Origin of the sequence: Providencia sp. PROV033 (assembly GCF_028484855.1) — a bacterium.
Taxonomy (GTDB): Bacteria; Pseudomonadota; Gammaproteobacteria; order Enterobacterales; family Enterobacteriaceae; genus Providencia; species Providencia alcalifaciens.
The window spans coordinates 1-17,381 of the sequence record NZ_JAMPSW010000021.1; the positions used below are offsets into that span (position 1 = coordinate 1).

Annotated in this window: 14 protein-coding genes and 1 tRNA gene; 11 read left to right on the forward strand and 4 right to left on the reverse strand. The window is 42.7% G+C overall.

The genetic code is table 11. The features are described 5' to 3' along the window. The first annotated feature begins 738 nt into the window (after window positions 1-738). Complete coding sequence (locus tag PSF16_RS05610; RefSeq protein WP_272688938.1) at window positions 739-1,623, forward strand: hypothetical protein; 885 nt, start codon at window positions 739-741, stop codon at window positions 1,621-1,623. A gap of 290 nt (window positions 1,624-1,913) precedes the next feature. On the opposite strand, the gene PSF16_RS05615 is transcribed toward PSF16_RS05610, so the two are convergent. Continuing rightward, on the reverse strand, window positions 1,914-2,102 hold the full coding sequence (locus PSF16_RS05615; protein ID WP_336313813.1) for a SymE family type I addiction module toxin: 189 nt from the start codon (window positions 2,100-2,102) through the stop codon (window positions 1,914-1,916). Between the two features lie 98 nt (window positions 2,103-2,200). Here PSF16_RS05615 and PSF16_RS05620 point away from each other — a divergent pair, with 98 nt between their 5' ends. Beyond that, entirely contained in the window at window positions 2,201-2,563 is a 363-nt protein-coding gene (locus tag PSF16_RS05620) for a hypothetical protein (protein WP_336313812.1), read from the forward strand. 69 nt (window positions 2,564-2,632) lie between these two features. On the opposite strand, the gene PSF16_RS05625 is transcribed toward PSF16_RS05620, so the two are convergent. After that, window positions 2,633-2,707: transfer RNA gene (locus tag PSF16_RS05625), tRNA-Arg, on the reverse strand. Between the two features lie 392 nt (window positions 2,708-3,099). Between PSF16_RS05625 and mlaA the strand changes: the two genes are divergently transcribed. After that, entirely contained in the window at window positions 3,100-3,849 is a 750-nt protein-coding gene (mlaA, locus tag PSF16_RS05630) for a phospholipid-binding lipoprotein MlaA (protein ID WP_272688953.1), read from the forward strand. Between the two features lie 513 nt (window positions 3,850-4,362). Here the strand turns inward: mlaA and fadL are convergent. After that, window positions 4,363-5,664: a long-chain fatty acid transporter FadL gene (gene fadL, locus PSF16_RS05635; protein ID WP_272688939.1), complete on the reverse strand. Its 1,302-nt coding sequence runs from the start codon at window positions 5,662-5,664 to the stop codon at window positions 4,363-4,365. Window positions 5,665-6,015: 351 nt separating this feature from the next. Here fadL and PSF16_RS05640 point away from each other — a divergent pair, with 351 nt between their 5' ends. The 4 genes from PSF16_RS05640 to sixA all read left to right on the forward strand — a co-directional run bounded on the left by PSF16_RS05640 (window position 6,016) and on the right by sixA (window position 10,827). Then, on the forward strand, window positions 6,016-6,312 hold the full coding sequence (locus tag PSF16_RS05640; RefSeq protein WP_272688940.1) for a YfcZ/YiiS family protein: 297 nt from the start codon (window positions 6,016-6,018) through the stop codon (window positions 6,310-6,312). 265 nt (window positions 6,313-6,577) lie between these two features. Then, window positions 6,578-7,897, forward strand: a complete 1,320-nt coding sequence (gene fadI / locus PSF16_RS05645; RefSeq protein ID WP_272688941.1) for an acetyl-CoA C-acyltransferase FadI — start codon at window positions 6,578-6,580, stop codon at window positions 7,895-7,897. Next, window positions 7,897-10,110, forward strand: a complete 2,214-nt coding sequence (gene fadJ / locus PSF16_RS05650) for a fatty acid oxidation complex subunit alpha FadJ (protein WP_272688942.1) — start codon at window positions 7,897-7,899, stop codon at window positions 10,108-10,110. The genes fadI and fadJ overlap by 1 nt, the downstream gene beginning before the upstream one ends. 231 nt (window positions 10,111-10,341) lie before the next feature. Next, window positions 10,342-10,827, forward strand: coding sequence for a phosphohistidine phosphatase SixA (gene sixA / locus PSF16_RS05655; protein ID WP_006661333.1), 486 nt, complete (start codon window positions 10,342-10,344; stop codon window positions 10,825-10,827). Window positions 10,828-10,868: 41 nt separating this feature from the next. Here the strand turns inward: sixA and smrB are convergent, their stop codons facing one another. Beyond that, window positions 10,869-11,414: an endonuclease SmrB gene (gene smrB, locus PSF16_RS05660; RefSeq protein ID WP_006661334.1), complete on the reverse strand. Its 546-nt coding sequence runs from the start codon at window positions 11,412-11,414 to the stop codon at window positions 10,869-10,871. Between the two features lie 236 nt (window positions 11,415-11,650). On the opposite strand from smrB, the gene hutI reads away from it, so the two are divergent. From hutI to hutH, 4 genes are all read left to right on the forward strand, one after another. Further along, window positions 11,651-12,886: an imidazolonepropionase gene (gene hutI / locus PSF16_RS05665; RefSeq protein WP_272688943.1), complete on the forward strand. Its 1,236-nt coding sequence runs from the start codon at window positions 11,651-11,653 to the stop codon at window positions 12,884-12,886. A gap of 171 nt (window positions 12,887-13,057) precedes the next feature. Beyond that, window positions 13,058-13,789, forward strand: coding sequence for a histidine utilization repressor (gene hutC / locus PSF16_RS05670; RefSeq protein ID WP_006660233.1), 732 nt, complete (start codon window positions 13,058-13,060; stop codon window positions 13,787-13,789). A gap of 318 nt (window positions 13,790-14,107) precedes the next feature. Then, window positions 14,108-15,787, forward strand: a complete 1,680-nt coding sequence (gene hutU, locus PSF16_RS05675) for a urocanate hydratase (protein WP_272688944.1) — start codon at window positions 14,108-14,110, stop codon at window positions 15,785-15,787. An 11-nt stretch (window positions 15,788-15,798) separates the two neighbouring features. Beyond that, window positions 15,799-17,331 carry a histidine ammonia-lyase gene (gene hutH / locus PSF16_RS05680; RefSeq protein ID WP_006660235.1) on the forward strand — a complete coding sequence of 511 codons (1,533 nt, stop codon included), beginning with the start codon at window positions 15,799-15,801 and terminating at the stop codon, window positions 17,329-17,331. Window positions 17,332-17,381: the final 50 nt, after the last annotated feature.

Genomic DNA, 17,381 nt, shown 5'->3' on the forward strand with positions numbered 1-17,381 from the left:
GAAACACAAAAAAAGTAAGGGACTTTTTTTCTTTTTTTAACTTCAATGTGGGTCATTGCAATTTTTGTTTTGGGGATCTTTGCATTTTTGTTTGCCGAAAGTTATACATGGTTATTTATGAATACTGAACTAATATTTCCATTTGAGTATGTAAAAAAAGCAGGCAATCTAGCATTGATGCTAGGCCCAATGCTAGGTGTAATAACCTACTTTATGTATACTAAAAAAGATAGCTAACCTCACTCCTCAGCCAACTGAAAGTTACAGGTAACTTATTAAATAATGGGTATGGACCTGTCAAATCAGAAATTATAGGTGAAGTTATCGGTGGAGGAGTTGGTTCTACAGCTGAAAATGCCACAGAGAAAACGATAAAAGATTTAAAAGGAAATAAATAAAATGAAAAGAAAACTATTTATTTCCTTTATCCAAGCTGTAATTGTTCTGCCTGTTTTTTCAATTTTATTATGTATGCTTGGGGTTCCTATAGGAATCCTAATAGCTTTTTTAAAGAGAGTACATTTTCATTTGATTCTCTGAATATAAAATCTATTTATGAATCATTGATTTATGCAGTAAAAGTAGGAGGTGCAATAGGTTTGGTTTTAGGGGCTGGACTTTTGATCGCTAATGTCATCATTCCTATTGTCACAGGTAAATTTGATAATAAAAATAATAGCTCTGAAGACTAGCTATGAAAAAGTAATTTTAGTTTGAGTTGTTGTTGAGAATAACTATTTGAGTGCCAAACAAATCACATCTTGGGTTGATAAGTATGATAATGCAGCCACCGATGAGGACAAAAAGAAACTAATCGTAATGGCTGAAAACTTGGATAAAGAACAGTTACAAAAAGCGTTAGATACAAAAATTTCTAAAGATTACTTAGAGCAACAAAAGAATGAACTCACTGAGTTATTAAACTCAGATAATTGTAATTTGAATTGTCGCTATATAGCACAAACAAGCATCAATCAATTGACACCAATCATCGATAACTATAGTGATTTAGAAAGAACAAATAAAATACCAAGAGCTGCAATAGCGACAATTACATTAGGTTTGCCAATGATGAGTAAAGCGGTTAGTCCTTATGTATCGAGTTGGTTAGGAAGCGCTTCTGTCGCTAACCGTGTGATAGGTGTTACAACCACAGGTACAGCGAACTTAGGGATGCAGGGATATAATATTTATAAAGACCCCGATAAGACTGATTTTAGTTACACAAATTTCGGAACATCATTATTAACTGGGGGGATCACACCTGGAATGGGGTATTGGGGAACAGTAACAACCAATACAACAGGTGCTGGAGTATCAAGTTTAATTGATGGGAAGTCACCTTGGGCTTCGATGGGCGGAGCATTCATTGGTTCATCGGTAGGTTATGGTGTTGGTCTAGGGACTACAAACGTTTTAAATAACAAAATGAACCCATGGTCAAGTGGTCTCAAAGAAAAGTACCTAGTAGAAATGCCGTCTATATCCGCTCCTCCTGCCATATCACCGACACCAGCTATTGCGGGAAGCACATTCGGATCGGCTGGATCAGAATTTATAGGCAATGAAATAACTGAAATATTAAAACCATTGACGACAAAGGATGAAAATGAAAGCAATTAATTATTTTTTAATTATATCAATATGCTATTCATTTGGCGCTTTTGTTATGTTTTTATTACTTAAGCTTATTGTTGAAGTAATTAGATATATAAAATTAAATGTTTTTGTTATAGATATTTCTGTTATTAAGGAGTTGCTAATTTTAGGTGTAACTTTAGGAGTGTTTACTAGCTGCGTACACCTATTTATTGGTTACTGGCATCATAAGCGATCTAAGTGATGTTTAAACGTGCCCTTATAAAAAATCGTTCAATAGATCCCTATTGTATGTAGGGATCCATTTAGTTGCTTTAACTCTTTAACTCCCTCTCAGCCAACCGGATAGTCAACTGTCCGGTTTGGCGAGTGAGGGTGAAGTGACTGCCCACCTCAAACCCCAGTTCCTTCAGCCACTTACCGCTAATGGTCAGTTGGGGGCTGGGGTTAGGGTTACCGCGGTTCGGCAAGTAACCCACTGCATACTGTCTGGTTTTGACCACTTCGCTTTTGGTTATCAACTCTCGCGATTCTATCTACTTTTGGTGGCAGTATTAGCCAAGCGGGCGGTTCACTGCGTCTCAATGCCAGCAAAACCGAAATGCACAGTGATTATCAATCGGTGGATAAACAAACGGGCATTAATGCGGGCAAAGGCGGCTTTGATATCAAAGTGGGCAAGCATACGCAACTCGATGGTACCGTGATTAGCAGCACAGCAGACGCGAATAAAAATACATTGGATACGGGCACTCTGGGTTTTGGGGATATCAAAAACAAAGCCGATTATCAGGTGGATAGTCAAAGTGGTGGCTTTAGCACCGGTGGTGCGTCAGTGGGTGACCAATTTGTCACCAACGCGGCAGGCTCCTTGCTGACGAATGTAAACAACAAGGGCAAAGACAGCAACACCATGTGTACGGAAAGCGAGATAACCGTAATTACACCCTTACTACTATTATAAGCTTGATATAGGGAGAATTAAGTTGGATTAGGCAATTAGGAACTAGGTTGACTTATCTTGAATAAAAACTGGTGTCCCCTGCAGGAATCGAACCTGCAACTAGCCCTTAGGAGGGGCTCGTTATATCCATTTAACTAAGGGGACATTGAGATGGCGCGGGTGAGCGTTTGGCATTTTACTGTCCACCTCCCATCGAATCAAGCTGTTACAACCAATTTCTCTATTTTTATCTTTCTTCGACATTTCTTTGTTGGGTTTTTAATCATTTCCGTCGTAATGAAAAAATAATTTCAGATAAGTCTATCTCTATGTTAATTCGCTAATTAATGCCATATACCGTTGTAATCGTTGTTTTCAAGGCGATCAAGTTATACTTCTTATGATAAGTTGATAATTAAATAGGTTATAATTATGCGAATAAGGTAATTAAACCACTCAAAACGTTTAACACGTTTTTCTATTTGCTTCTATGATAAGGCGATTAGCAATAACGATAAAAACACCATGGCAAGGTGGACTAAAGGATGGAGAGAATGATGAAGTTTCGCATGAGTAGCGTTCTTCTCGCGGGAGTTTTAATGGTTGGGTGCGCTAGCGTTGACCCAGAAACGCAGCAGCGTTCAGACCCGTTAGAAGGCTTTAACCGAGCAATGTTTAACTTTAACTATAATGTCTTAGACCCCTATGTCTTAAGACCTGTAGCGGTTGCTTGGAATGATTATGTGCCAATGCCTGCCCGAAACGGACTCAGTAACTTTCTTGGCAATCTAGAAGAACCCGCTAGCATGCTAAACAGTTTTTTGCGTGGGGAAGTGGAGCAAGGGTTCAAACACTTTAACCGCTTCTTCTTAAACTCCGTATTTGGTATCGGTGGTTTAATCGATGTTGCCGGTATGGCAAATCCTCAATTGGTGAAAGAGGAACCTAAACGTTTTGGTAATACATTAGGCTACTATGATGTCGGTTATGGTCCTTATGTTGTATTACCGGGTTATGGTAGTGCGACATTGCGTGAACAGGGCGGTGACCTTGCTGACGATCTCTACCCAATGCTGAGTTATTTAACGTTCTGGATGTCGGCAGGTAAATGGGCATTAGAAGGTATTGAAACTCGTGCAAGATTGCTCGATTCTGATGGATTGCTGAAAAGCTCTTCCGATCCTTACTTAATGTTCCGCGAAGCTTACTTCCAACGTAATGATTTCTTATCTAAAGGGGGAACGCTGCAACCAGCAGATAACCCAAATGCGGCGGTCATTGAAGGGGAGTTGGATTCGATTGACTAATTGGTTGATCGATTGATTCGGTGGGGTTTATCACTCTCTATGTTTTTTGGACATCAGAGAGTGATAAAGATACTGCTAGTCATTGTCCTGTTTTCCTCGTTGGATGACTGTGTCAATCACGGCACTGACGACTAACACGCTAACAAAGCTGATAGTAAATAATGTTCCCATAACTTCCTCCTACGTTTTCTTCATGGTTTTCCTCAAACGATCGCTTAGTGAGCAATTTTACTGTTTCTTCATGTCAAAAAAATGAAGGTCAGCATCGCATTTAAAAATGAATGGGTGAATAAATATGACTGGAATCAGTACATGAATAAGCCGCAGGAATGTTTTTAACAATAAAATAACATCGGGCTATAATTAATATATAAATCTGTACAAAAAAAAGTCAAGAAAAATTTGGTTTGAGGATGATTTTTCTGCGAAGGGCAGAAAAAGAAAGTCGAGCAGAGGAAGAAATAGAAGAGGGAGATATCAGGGGAGCGAGCTCCCCTGATAGGAGAAAACTGATTAGAAGGTATAGTTAAAGTTAACGCCGTATAACCATGCAGAGCCTTCAGATTTGAAACGAACTTCGGAAGTAGGATCTTTTTCGATCAATCTTTCATTAATATTGACCTTTTTACCGTACATATAAGCAATACCTAAGTCCACAGAGGCATCTTTGTTAAATGCATAAGTGGTACCTGCGGTGAGCCAGTAACGGTCTTGGTCAGGAATAGAAATTGAACGGTATTTAGATGGCACTGGGCTTTCATCGTAAGCAATACCGGTACGGAATGTCCAGTTATCATCGTAGAAGTAGGTGGTACCTAATGCTAAGCGCCATGCATCATCAAAGTTTTCTGGTTTATGGAATAGCTCTTTGCCATCACTTTTTCTATAGGCAGTTAAGTCTTTGAAAGTACTCCAACCTGTATAAGAAACACTGTAGTGCAGTGCCCATTTCGGATCGACTTTATGGTAACCGGAGAATTCCCAAACATCAGGTAGGTTTAAATCTAAAGTTCCCTTAACAGTCTTACCCCCCGTAGGGTTAAGCGCTTGAATTTGTGATGGTTTAAGGTTTGGGATCCCGTTAGAATATTTACCATCTTCAAATTTCACTTTCACTTTTGAACGGTAGGTAAAACTTAAACGGTTATCTTGATTGATTTCATACAGAAGCCCCGCGTTCCATCCGTAACCCCAATCATCACCTTTTAATTTAGCGGCATCTGTGCTTGGTGTAATTCCCAAACCAACAAAATCTATAGCTTTCTCGCCCATGTGACGTGTAATTTCAGCATCGGCATAAACGGCATTCGCACCTAAACCAAAACTGAAGTTGTCGTTGATACGATAGGCGCCGCTTAAATTTAAGTTAACGGTTTTTAAATCTGTTTTACCGCCAACTAAGCCCGCTGCATAATCTTTATGGAAGTCAGTCGCGAGGCCAAAGTTAGTGGTCATGGAAGTACCAACTGCCCATTTATCATTGATTGGAAAGATAAAGTGAGCGTTAGGTACTACGGCATTAGGGGCGATGTTATTGGCAGTATACTTATCGTCATCACGCCCTTTGATATCTACGGTTGGGTCAATATAAACCGCACCAATTGACATGGTTGGTCGATCAAATAACATCATTGCAGCTGGGTTGCGGCTGCCTTCACTTGCGTTGTCGCCGACGGCTCCTGCGCCTGAAAATGCACGTCCTAAGGCTGAGGTTGAATATTCATTCAGCAAAAAACCAGCTGCGCTTGCATTGGAAGAGATAACAGCCACTGCGATTGCTAAAGCTGATCGAGCAAATAGGTTTTTCTGGTTCATGACCAAAACCCTCTAGTAGTTTTATTTAAATAAGCGACTTCTATCGCAAGAAGCGCTGAATTGTAGGGTCGCTTGCCGCAATGACAAATCAGACCAGTTCACTGAGTATAGGTCTGACCACTGGGTATGTTGCAAGGTTGTTTTGTTTTTGTGCGATTTTTATTTTCGAAAATGCGATGCAATTAACAAAATGGCAACATTCGAATGAGCTTAACGAGTAAGAAATGCTCATATAAGGAACTAGATCAAACTTATGTTGGATTATTAGCAATTAAATTTGATATCACTAGTGTTTGGCACTTTTTCAGCGTTATGATACTTACTTAACAGTTTGTTCATTGGGAGAATAAAATGACTGATGCAATTAAACGTTGTAGCGCGGATGAAACGGCTGCATGCTGCTGTGTAGATGTCGGTACTGTACTGGAAAATAAGGATTGCACCGCATCGTATCAGCAAGTTTTCGCCACTCAGCAAGACGCTGAAGCGATGTTGAAAACACTCACTGAAAAAGCGAAATCAGTAGAGTCAGAACCGTGCGAAATTACTCACTCAATCATCCCTGTTGCAGGTGGTGTGGAGTTATCCGCGAACTTTACATTTAGCTGTGAAGCAGAAAGCTTGATTTTCCAATTAGGCTTGCGTTAATCAAACGTTTGAATTCCTTCTCAAAGCCCATTGACTCTATTATTTCGCGTATGCGTCATTTTTAGAAGTGAATGGGTTTTTTCTGACTAAAAACCCACCAAATTTCCTGCCATTATGGTCAATTGATTGTAACTTGTGTGTGAGCTCGCATTTTTTATCGACACTGATTGATAAATGTGACGAATATGTTAACTATTTACACAGGTCAGACCTCTTATTTTAATCACAACAACTCTACTTTATTTTCCTTTTAGCAGGAGCGACCATGAATCAACTCTCTCACCATGGCGATAATCGGCATTCAGTAAAAGAAAGAATTGCCATTGTTAGCGGATTACGTTTGCCTTTTGCTAAGCAATCTACGGCTTATCTCAATATTCCCGCTGTGGATTTAGGCAAAACTGTCGTTGCAGAACTACTTCATCGTAGTGATATCGATCCATCGATTATTGAACAACTGGTGTTTGGTCAAGTTGTTCAAATGCCGGAAGCGCCCAATATTGCGAGAGAAATTGTCTTGGGCACAGGAATGAGTGTTTCGACAGATGCCTACAGTGTATCTCGCGCCTGCGCTACCAGCTTCCAAGCTATTGTGAATGTGGCACAAAGTATGATGGTGGGTGATATTTCTGTGGGTATTGCGGGGGGAGCAGACTCCTCTTCTGTTTTACCCATTGGTGTCTCGAAGAAGCTCGTTGCAACATTATTAGCATTAAGTAAAGCGAAGTCATTCGGGCAAAAATTATCGCTGATTAGCAAATTGCGCTTGAAAGATTTAGCGCCGGTCGCGCCGGGTGTAGCGGAATACTCAACGGGGTTGCGCATGGGGGATACTGCGGAACAGATGGCAAAAAGCTACCATATTAGCCGTGAGCAACAAGATGAATTAGCACATCGCTCTCATCTATTGGCGGCGAAAGCATGGAAAAGTGGCGTACTGGATGACGAAGTGATGACGGCGTATATGCCGCCTTATAAGCAAGCTTTCTCTCGCGATAATAACGTGCGTGAAAATTCGGTTCTGACGTCTTACGCGAAGCTCAGACCCGCCTTTGACAGAAAACACGGTAGTGTTACTGCTGCGAACAGTACACCACTTACGGATGGTGCGGCAGCCGTGTTGATGATGACTGAATCTCGTGCGAAAGCACTGGGTTACACTCCATTAGGTTATATTAAAAGCTACGCATTCTCGGCGATTGATGTCTGGGAAGATATGTTATTGGGACCGTCTTATGCGACGCCGATTGCGTTAAAAAAGGCGGGACTGACTTTGCAAGATCTTACCTTGATTGATATGCATGAAGCTTTTGCTGCTCAAACGCTCTCTAATATTCAAATGTTTGCGAGTCAACAATTTGCCCAAGAAAAACTCGGTCTATCGAAAGCGATAGGGGAAATTGATATGGACAAGTTTAATGTGTTAGGTGGTTCAATTGCGTATGGGCATCCGTTTGCTGCGACAGGGGCAAGAATGGTCACTCAAACATTGAACGAGCTACGTAGACGTGGCGGCGGTTTTGGGTTAACAACAGCCTGTGCGGCAGGTGGGCTCGGAGTGGCAATGATTTTGGAGGCAGAATAATGACGCAACATTCGACGGTAGTCACGGAGCCAGCATTTACGTTAAAGATAGTTAATGGCAATGTTGGTGTGATTTATATTGATGTTCCTAATGAAAAAGTGAATACCTTGAAAGCTGAATTTGCACAGCAATTTCATGCTATTTTACAGCAAGCTCAATCCACTTCAGGTCTGAAAGGCTTGGTGATTACGTCAGGAAAAAAAGACAATTTTATCGCCGGTGCAGACATCAGCATGATTGCCAATTGCACTAGCAAAGAGCAGGCGAGTGAATTGTCGAAACAAGGGCATACACTGTTCGACAAAATTGAAAATTATCCGCTGCCAATTATTGCCGCTATTCATGGCGCATGCCTTGGTGGCGGCTTGGAGCTAGCGCTGGCTTGCCATGCGCGTGTTTGCTCTGATGATGATAAAACCAAATTGGGTCTCCCTGAAGTACAGCTGGGTCTACTTCCTGGGTCGGGAGGAACACAGCGTTTACCTCGCTTAATTGGTATCCCTAATGCGCTGGATATTATGCTGACAGGGCGCCAACTGAAAGGCAAACAGGCATTAAAAATGCGGTTAGTGGATGATGTGGTTCCTTTGTCGATTTTATTGGATACCGCTGTGGAACTAGCGCAAAAAGGCGGTGTGAAACGTAAGCCTCTACCTTGGCAGCAGCGTTTACTCAGTAGTAAATTACTGCGCAATAAAGTATTTGCTAGCGCGAAAGAAAAAACGGTCAAGAAAACCCAAGGGCATTATCCTGCACCAGAGAAAATTATTCAGGTTGTTAAAGCGGGGATGAACCATGGATTAAAAGTCGGTTTTGCCGAAGAAGCCAAAGCTTTTGGTGAACTGGCAATGACACCAGAATCAGCCGCTTTACGTAGCCTATTTTTTGCCTCTACAGCACTTAAAAATGAAACAGGTGCAGAAGCTAAACCTAAAACGATTAAGCAAGTTGGCGTATTGGGTGGCGGCTTAATGGGGGGCGGGATTGCTTATGTGAGCGCTGTATTTGGTAAATACCCCGTGCGTATTAAAGACATTTCAGACAAAGGCATTTCTCAAGCGTTGCGTTACAGCTGGGATTTGCTCTCCCAGCGTGTCAGTAAAAGGCGCTTATCTGTGCGGGAGCGAGATGCCATTATGGCGAGAATCTCTGGTACGCTCACTTATCAAGGGTTAGAAACTGCAGATATCGTGGTGGAGGCGGTTTTTGAGGATCTGGCGCTGAAACGTAAAATGGTGCAAGAAACAGCAAAAATGTCGGAAGGGAAAGCGATATTTGCATCGAATACATCGTCGTTGCCTATTCATCGCATTGCAGAAGGTAGCCCACACCCCGAGAAGGTGATTGGACTGCACTATTTTAGCCCAGTTGATAAAATGCCGCTGGTGGAAGTGATCCCGCATCAGCAAACCGATGCAGCCACAGTAGCGACAACTATTGCGTTTGCTAAGCGCCAAGGCAAAACCGCGATAGTGGTCGGAGATGATGCTGGCTTCTATGTAAACCGAATTTTAGCGCCGTATTTATGTGAAGCTGCACAGTGCCTTGTTGAAGGAAATGCCATCGACCACATCGATAAAGCATTAGTGAAATTTGGTTTCCCAGTGGGACCTTTCCATCTGTTAGATGAAGTGGGTATTGATGTGGGAACTAAAATTCTCCCTATTTTGGTTGAGCGGTTTGGTCATCGTTTTAAAGCGCCAGATGTGCTTGATAAAGTGATTAATGACGATCGTAAAGGCAAGAAAAATGGACGTGGGTTTTATGTTTATGGGCAAACTGGGGGCAAGCTTACTTTCTGGAAAAAATCCACAAAACGCCAAGTTGACCACGGTATTTATTCACTGATTAGCATTCATCCCTCAACGACGACAAGCCAAACAGACATTGCCCAGCGCTGTGTCATGCTGATGCTGAATGAAGCCGCTCGTTGTTTAGAAGAAAACATTATTCGTAGTGCCCGTGATGGGGATATTGGCGCAGTATTCGGTATTGGCTTCCCGCCATTTTTTGGTGGACCTTTCCGTTATATGGATAGCCTTGGGGTCGGCAAAGTCGTCGAAATACTGCAACAGCTGACCGAAAAACACGGTGATAAATTTACGCCGTGTAAATTACTGGTGGATATGGCACAGTCTAATCGTCAGTTTTATCCCGCGGATGATCATGAAAAAAATGCATTATCATCGGAAGAGAATAGCAGCACTAATTAAATTATAATTGCCTTTTAATCAACCTGATACCGCATTTAAATGCTGTGGTTATCAGGTTTTTTTATGGCTGAATAACGAAAAATGTCAGTAAAAAACAATGTAAATCATTTTATTTGCAACGGGTTTGTTGCAGAATCTCTTCTCACCCCAACTGATGGTTATCTTTAACTATAATTATCTAAATGAAAAGACCCATATTCTCATGTGGAATAGCGGCACAGATGGTGGATTATGCAAGTTTATATTATGCGTCATGGTGATGCTGTGATACAGGCAGCGAGTGACTCGGCAAGACCATTAACCCAGAAAGGGAAAGATGATTCCATACTCATGGCGAAGTGGTTGCAAGCGCGTCATCCGTTAATTGATACGGTATTAGTGAGCCCATATTTACGGGCAGAGCAAACGTGGCAAGTGATGCGCGATGAACTGTCTTTACCCTCGCAAGTACAGGTTATGGATGGTTTAACGCCTGGCGGAAATGCAGAGTGGGTTGCTGCGCAAATTCGGGATTATGCATTTAGTGGCGCCAAAGCGGTTTTAGTCGTTTCTCATCTTCCACTCGTGGGTTATTTGGTGTCGGAATTGTGCCCTCAAGAAGCACCACCTATGTTTACAACCTCGACTATTGCGTGCGTTGAGGTGAATACTGAGCAGATGAAATGTCATTTAGAATGGATGCTCAGTCCATCGCAGATCTCATTGATCCAATCCTAAGTTTGAGCATCATGGTGATGAAACAGTCCGTAAATGAGTGCTTAACGGCGAGCACTCTCCGTTGTTTCAATTAATAATAACAGCGAGGCATTACCTCCCCACTCTTTAGGGGCTTGGTGAAAGGCAACAATATCAGGATGTTGGGCTAGCCATAAGGGTGTTTGCTGTTTCAAAATATGCTTACCATGCCCATGCATGATACAAGCACAATGCACATTTTCCCGTTTACATGCTGCTATCAATGCACCAATTTCTTGTTTTGCTTCCATTTGGGTGAGCCCGTGAAGGTCAAGAAATAGCTCTGGTACATAGTCCCCACGACGTAATTTTTTTAATTCATAGGGGTTGGAGTCCGGTCGTAAGAAGCGAGTCGGACCGTCATTATCTAGCTGTGGTTGAAATTCATCAGAAAAATAAAATGAAGCATCTACTTGTTCTTGTTGAACTTTTTTACGGGATGGCTGAGTGACTTTTTCACGAATAGGGGCATGCACTATTTGGTCTTGGTGAATTTTTTTGGCACCCCGAATCGCTTCTTTAAATAGATTAATGTCGCCGTCTTCTAAGGCAAATTTCTTTTTATTCATGGTTAATAAATCATTCTTTTGAGATGGGTAAAACTGCCAGTAGTGTAACCCATTTTTTGCATGAACGGTTATCATAGAATATTTTTAGCGCTACGTAACAAATTTATAACTTTTGCACGTCTATCCATTGACAATAGATAGATAAGTAGTCTAATTGTATATACATATATATACCTTTGTATCCCTACCTTTCATATGTGAAGCCTAATTGGGTTTCTGTTGCCATAGGATGATTTATGTTATTTAAAGCACATGCGAATGATGTGATCTGGCGTAACGGTCGGATTGCGACAATGAATACCGAATTGGGCACGGCATACGGCTTACTGGAAAATCACGATTTGATCATTCGTGGTGAACAAATTATCGCGATCCATCCTAGCGACCACGTGGAAGCTAATGGCTGCGATATTATTGATGTTAAAGGTCGTTTAATCACGCCTGGGTTAATTGATTGCCACACTCATTTAGTTTTTGGTGGTAACCGTGCGGCAGAATGGGAACAGCGGATGAATGGTGTTTCCTATGAAACAATTAGTGCGCAGGGTGGTGGGATCAATTCGACGGTACGCTCGACACGGGCAATGAGCGAAGAGGCATTATTTGATGTGTCTAAACCGCGCCTTGAAGCGCTGATCCGTGAAGGTGTCACGACAGTTGAGATGAAGTCGGGTTATGGACTCGATCTGGCAAGCGAAGAAAAGCAATTGTTAGTTGCAAAGCGATTATTTGCAGCTTATCCGATAGAGGTTAGCTCAACGTTACTTTCTGCTCATACCGTTCCGCCTGAATATAAGGGCAGAGCCGACGAGTATATTGACCTTATATGCAACGAAATCATGCCGCAATTATGGAAGAAAGGCTTATTTGATGCCGTAGACGTATTCTGTGAAAGTGTTGGCTTTTCTCTTAAGCAAAGTGAAAAACTATTTTTGGCTGCTCAAAAATTGGGAATTCCAGTGAAAGGGCACGTTGAGCAACTCTCTAATTTAGGGGGAAGTGAACTTGTCGCACAGTTTAAAGGTTTGTCCGTTGACCATATTGAATACTTAGATCTTAACGGTATACAGGCTCTGAAACGCAGTGGTACGGTCGCTGTGCTACTACCTGGCGCTTTCTATTTCTTGCGTGAAACCAAGTTACCCCCCATTGACTTATTAAGTGAACACCAAGTCCCTATCGCCATTTCCACTGACTTTAATCCGGGCACTAGCCCGTTTGCCTCACTGCGTATGGTGATGAATATGGCTGCGGTCTTGTTTAGATTAACACCGGAAGAGATTTGGGCAGGCGTGACGCGCCACGCCGCAAAAGCATTAGGTCGCGAGGATGCTATAGGGCAGCTAAGCGCCGGTTATCAGGCAAACTTTGTGGTATGGAATGCACACGATCCGGTTGAAATGATTTATGAGCAAGGGAGTAATCCATTACATCAGCGTGTTTACCAAGGAAAAGTGACCCATCAAAATTAACCGTTCAATTAATTTAAAATAGAAAAAGTGTTTTCGTTTTTCAGGTTATAATCATATTTATTCATAAAGTTCTGATTGCTGCCTCGGTTTGTTATCGCCACGATAGGCAGCGATTGTTTGATTAATTTTCAATGTTGACTACTCACACTCATTACTTATTTGGAAATAAACGTGACAGCCGAAAAAAAACCGAAGCTGAAAACTCCTGTTCCATTGTATTTGCAAGTTAAGCAGTCAATTATTGAAAAAATACAAGCAGGAGAATGGCAAGCGAACGACCGTGTACCGTCGGAAGCGGAGTTAGTCGTACAGTTTGATTGTAGCCGCATGACGGCGAACCGAGCCCTGCGGGAATTAACTGCGGAGGGCTTATTGGTGCGTCTTCAAGGTGTTGGCACGTTTGTTGCCGAGCCGAAAGGGCAATCTGCTTTGTTCGAAATTCATAGTATTGAGAATGAAATCCTCGCAAGGAATCATCAATACAGTTGTAAAATTACTAAATTAGAGCAAGTTCTTGCCTCCGTAACGCTGGCAAAAGAATTAAATATTCCCCCAGAAACCCCCGTCTATCATTCTGTGATGGTTCATTTGGAAAACGATATTCCGGTACAAATCGAAGACCGTTTTGTGAATGCTTTGGCTGCCCCTGATTACCTTGAACAAGATTTTATGACCATCACGCCTCATGATTATTTATCTCGTGTTGCGCCATTGACTCAAGGCGAGCACATCGTTGAGGCGGTAGAAGCCGATGACCGAAGTGCACGGCTTTTGCAGGTTCACGTGGGTGCATCATGCTTGCAAATTACCCGCCGAACATGGTCACAAAGTCATATCGTGACCAGTACCAAGCTATTATTCCCTGGTCACCGATATAAACTTAAAGGCAGCTTTTCTTCCTAATGGTAGGCACAAAATGCATCGTGCTGCCATGTCGACATTCGCACAGCCACAAGTAGCTGTGCGAACCTCAAACTCCCGCCACAAATGTAAAATAACTGTGAAATAAATGTGATCTGGTAGGCAGATTTAGAATGAAAAAACACCAGTAAAATCAAAGGGTGTTTTTCTATATAATTGTTATTAATAAATTATTTTCATCTTCGATGTTCGTTATCGCCATCTCAATTGTTAAAAAATAAATTGATTGTACATGTATATACAACTATATCTATAGGGAGACGCTATAAGTCAAACACGCATCTAAGTGAGGGTATATTCGTGATAAAGTTAAATAACAAATATCGTAATATTGAAATTCGAGCACCTCGTGGAACCACCTTGACGGCTAAAAATTGGCTGACAGAAGCACCACTGCGCATGTTGATGAACAACCTCGATCCTGACGTGGCAGAAAATCCCCCAGAATTAGTGGTTTATGGTGGGATTGGTCGCGCAGCCCGTAACTGGCAATGTTATGACCAAATTGTTGAATCCCTAAAGCAGCTAGAGAGCGATGAAACTTTACTCGTGCAATCGGGTAAACCCGTTGGCGTATTTAAAACTCACGAAAATGCGCCTCGCGTACTCATTGCTAACTCTAACCTTGTACCTCATTGGGCGAATTGGGAACATTTTAATGAACTCGATGCGAAAGGTTTAGCAATGTACGGTCAAATGACGGCGGGAAGCTGGATTTATATTGGCAGCCAAGGGATTGTCCAAGGCACATATGAAACCTTCGTTGAAGCTGGCCGCCAACATTATAACGGTGATTTAACCGGGCGTTGGGTGTTAACGGCAGGTTTAGGTGGAATGGGTGGCGCACAACCATTAGCGGCAACATTAGCCGGTGCTTGTTCGTTAAATATTGAGTGCCAGCAAAGCCGCATCGATTTCCGCTTAAGAACCCACTATGTGGATGAACAAGCGACAGATTTAGATGATGCGTTAGCACGCATCAAGAAATACACCTCAGAAGGCAAAGCCGTTTCTATCGCATTATGTGCCAATGCCGCCGAGGTCTTGCCTGAGCTTGTCCGTCGTGGTGTTAAGCCCGATATGGTGACTGACCAAACGAGTGCCCATGATCCACTTAATGGCTATCTACCCATTGGCATGAGCTGGGAACAATATCGCGAGAAGAGCATACAAGACCCTCAAGGCACCGCGTTGGCAGCGAAGAAATCCATGGCAGAACATGTGAAAGCGATGCTGGCATTTCAAGCACAAGGTATTCCGACATTCGACTACGGTAATAATATTCGCCAAATGGCATTAGAAATGGGCGTTGAAAATGCGTTCGATTTCCCTGGGTTTGTGCCTGCGTATATTCGACCTCTATTTTGCCGTGGTGTGGGTCCCTTCCGTTGGGTTGCACTCTCAGGTGACCCTGAAGATATCTATAAAACCGATGCAAAAGTGAAAGAGTTACTGCCTGATGATAAACATCTGCATCGCTGGCTGGACATGGCTCGTGAGCGTATTAGTTTCCAAGGTTTGCCAGCGCGTATTTGCTGGGTTGGCTTAGGAGATCGTGCCAAATTAGGTTTAGCGTTCAATGAAATGGTGAGAAGTGGTGAGGTATCTGCTCCGATTGTCATTGGGCGCGATCACTTGGATTCGGGGTCGGTAGCAAGCCCGAACCGAGAAACAGAAGCGATGAAAGATGGTTCAGATGCCGTGTCTGATTGGCCATTACTTAATGCATTACTCAATACTGCCAGCGGAGCAACGTGGGTGTCATTACACCACGGTGGCGGCGTTGGAATGGGCTTCTCTCAACATTCTGGTGTGGTGATTGTGTGTGATGGTACCGATGCTGCCGCAGAGCGAATTGCGCGTGTATTACATAATGATCCTGCAACTGGCGTGATGCGCCATGCGGATGCAGGTTATGACATCGCTATCGAATGTGCGAAAGAGAAAAACTTAAACTTACCTATGCTAAAAACACGTTAGGAGTGCCATTGATGACTAAATTAACGATCCATCCAGGGAAAATGACACTCGATGAATTACGCGTTGTCTTCCAAAAATCCGTTACCGTAGCATTAGATAAACATGCACACAGCGCCATTGAAAAAAGTGTCGCGACGGTCAATAAAATTATTGCTGAAGATAAAACAGCATACGGTATTAATACTGGGTTTGGTTTACTCGCTAACACCCGTATTGCCAGCAAAGATCTGCAATCTTTACAACGCTCTATTGTAATGTCCCATGCGGCGGGAGTGGGCGAACCACTGGATGATGATCTGGTTCGCTTGATTATGGTGCTCAAAATCAACAGTCTTGCTCGCGGTTTTTCAGGTATTCGCTTGGAAGTGATTGAGGCATTAATTGCGTTAGTTAACGCGCAAGTGTATCCGTTCATTCCTGCAAAAGGTTCTGTAGGTGCATCTGGCGACTTAGCACCATTGGCACATATGAGCTTAATTCTGATTGGTGAAGGTAAAGCACGTGTTGATGGACAATGGTTACCGGCGAAAAAAGCGTTAGAAAAAGCGGGCTTGAAGCCATTAACACTGGAAGCTAAAGAAGGTTTAGCACTCCTGAACGGAACTCAAACCTCGACAGCATTTGCATTAAAAGGTCTATTTGCTGCTGAAAATTTATTGTTATCGGGTATTGTGTGTGGCGCATTAAGTGTCGAAGCCACATTAGGTTCACGTAAGCCATTTGATGCACGAGTCCAAGAAGTTCGTGGTCAAAAAGGTCAAATTGATGTGGCAGCATTATTCCGTGATGTTCTGTCGCCAACCAGTGAGCTGTCACAATCCCATGCGAACTGCTCGAAAGTTCAAGACCCCTATTCATTACGTTGCCAACCGCAGGTGATGGGCGCATGTTTAACGCAAATTCGCCAAGCCGCTGAGGTGATTTTAATTGAATCAAACGCAGTTTCCGATAACCCTCTGGTATTTACGGATAACGGCGACATCATTTCTGGCGGTAACTTCCATGCTGAACCAGTCGCGATGGCAGCGGATAATATCGCGTTGGCGTTAGCGGAAATTGGTGCGTTGTCAGAGCGTCGTATTGCTATGTTGATGGACACGCATATGTCCCAACTCCCGCCATTCTTGGTCAACAATGGGGGGGTAAACTCCGGCTTTATGATTGCGCAGGTAACGGCAGCCGCATTAGCAAGTGAAAACAAAGCGTTAGCACATCCATCTAGTGTGGATAGCTTACCAACTTCTGCAAACCAAGAAGATCACGTTTCGATGGCACCAGCAGCCGGTCGTCGTTTGTGGGAAATGGCGAAAAACGTTACGGGAATTTTAGCCATCGAGTGGCTATCTGCGTGTCAGGGAATGGATTTCCGCGATGGCTTAAAATCGAGTGAAAAACTGGAGAAAGCCCGTAAAACCTTGCGTGATAAAGTCGCGTATTACGATAAAGACCGTTATTTCGCGCCGGATATCGAGGCAGCTATCTCGCTTATTGATCAACATAAACTTGCCACGTTGTTTGCAGCAAACTCGGTTTTTCATTCATAAAAACCTGTAGTTCATATACCGATAGTTCCTATAAGTAAGTGTTTTAAAAG

Coding starts and splice junctions, on each gene's coding strand:
- sixA (WP_006661333.1), top strand. CDS start 10,342: ATGCAAGTTTATATTATGCGTCATGGTGATGCTGTGATACAGGCAGCG.
- PSF16_RS05640 (WP_272688940.1), top strand. CDS start 6,016: ATGACTGATGCAATTAAACGTTGTAGCGCGGATGAAACGGCTGCATGC.
- PSF16_RS05620 (WP_336313812.1), top strand. CDS start 2,201: ATGCACAGTGATTATCAATCGGTGGATAAACAAACGGGCATTAATGCG.
- hutI (WP_272688943.1), top strand. CDS start 11,651: ATGTTATTTAAAGCACATGCGAATGATGTGATCTGGCGTAACGGTCGG.
- fadL (WP_272688939.1), bottom strand. CDS start 5,664: ATGAACCAGAAAAACCTATTTGCTCGATCAGCTTTAGCAATCGCAGTG.
- smrB (WP_006661334.1), bottom strand. CDS start 11,414: ATGAATAAAAAGAAATTTGCCTTAGAAGACGGCGACATTAATCTATTT.
- mlaA (WP_272688953.1), top strand. CDS start 3,100: ATGAAGTTTCGCATGAGTAGCGTTCTTCTCGCGGGAGTTTTAATGGTT.
- fadJ (WP_272688942.1), top strand. CDS start 7,897: ATGACGCAACATTCGACGGTAGTCACGGAGCCAGCATTTACGTTAAAG.
- fadI (WP_272688941.1), top strand. CDS start 6,578: ATGAATCAACTCTCTCACCATGGCGATAATCGGCATTCAGTAAAAGAA.
- hutH (WP_006660235.1), top strand. CDS start 15,799: ATGACTAAATTAACGATCCATCCAGGGAAAATGACACTCGATGAATTA.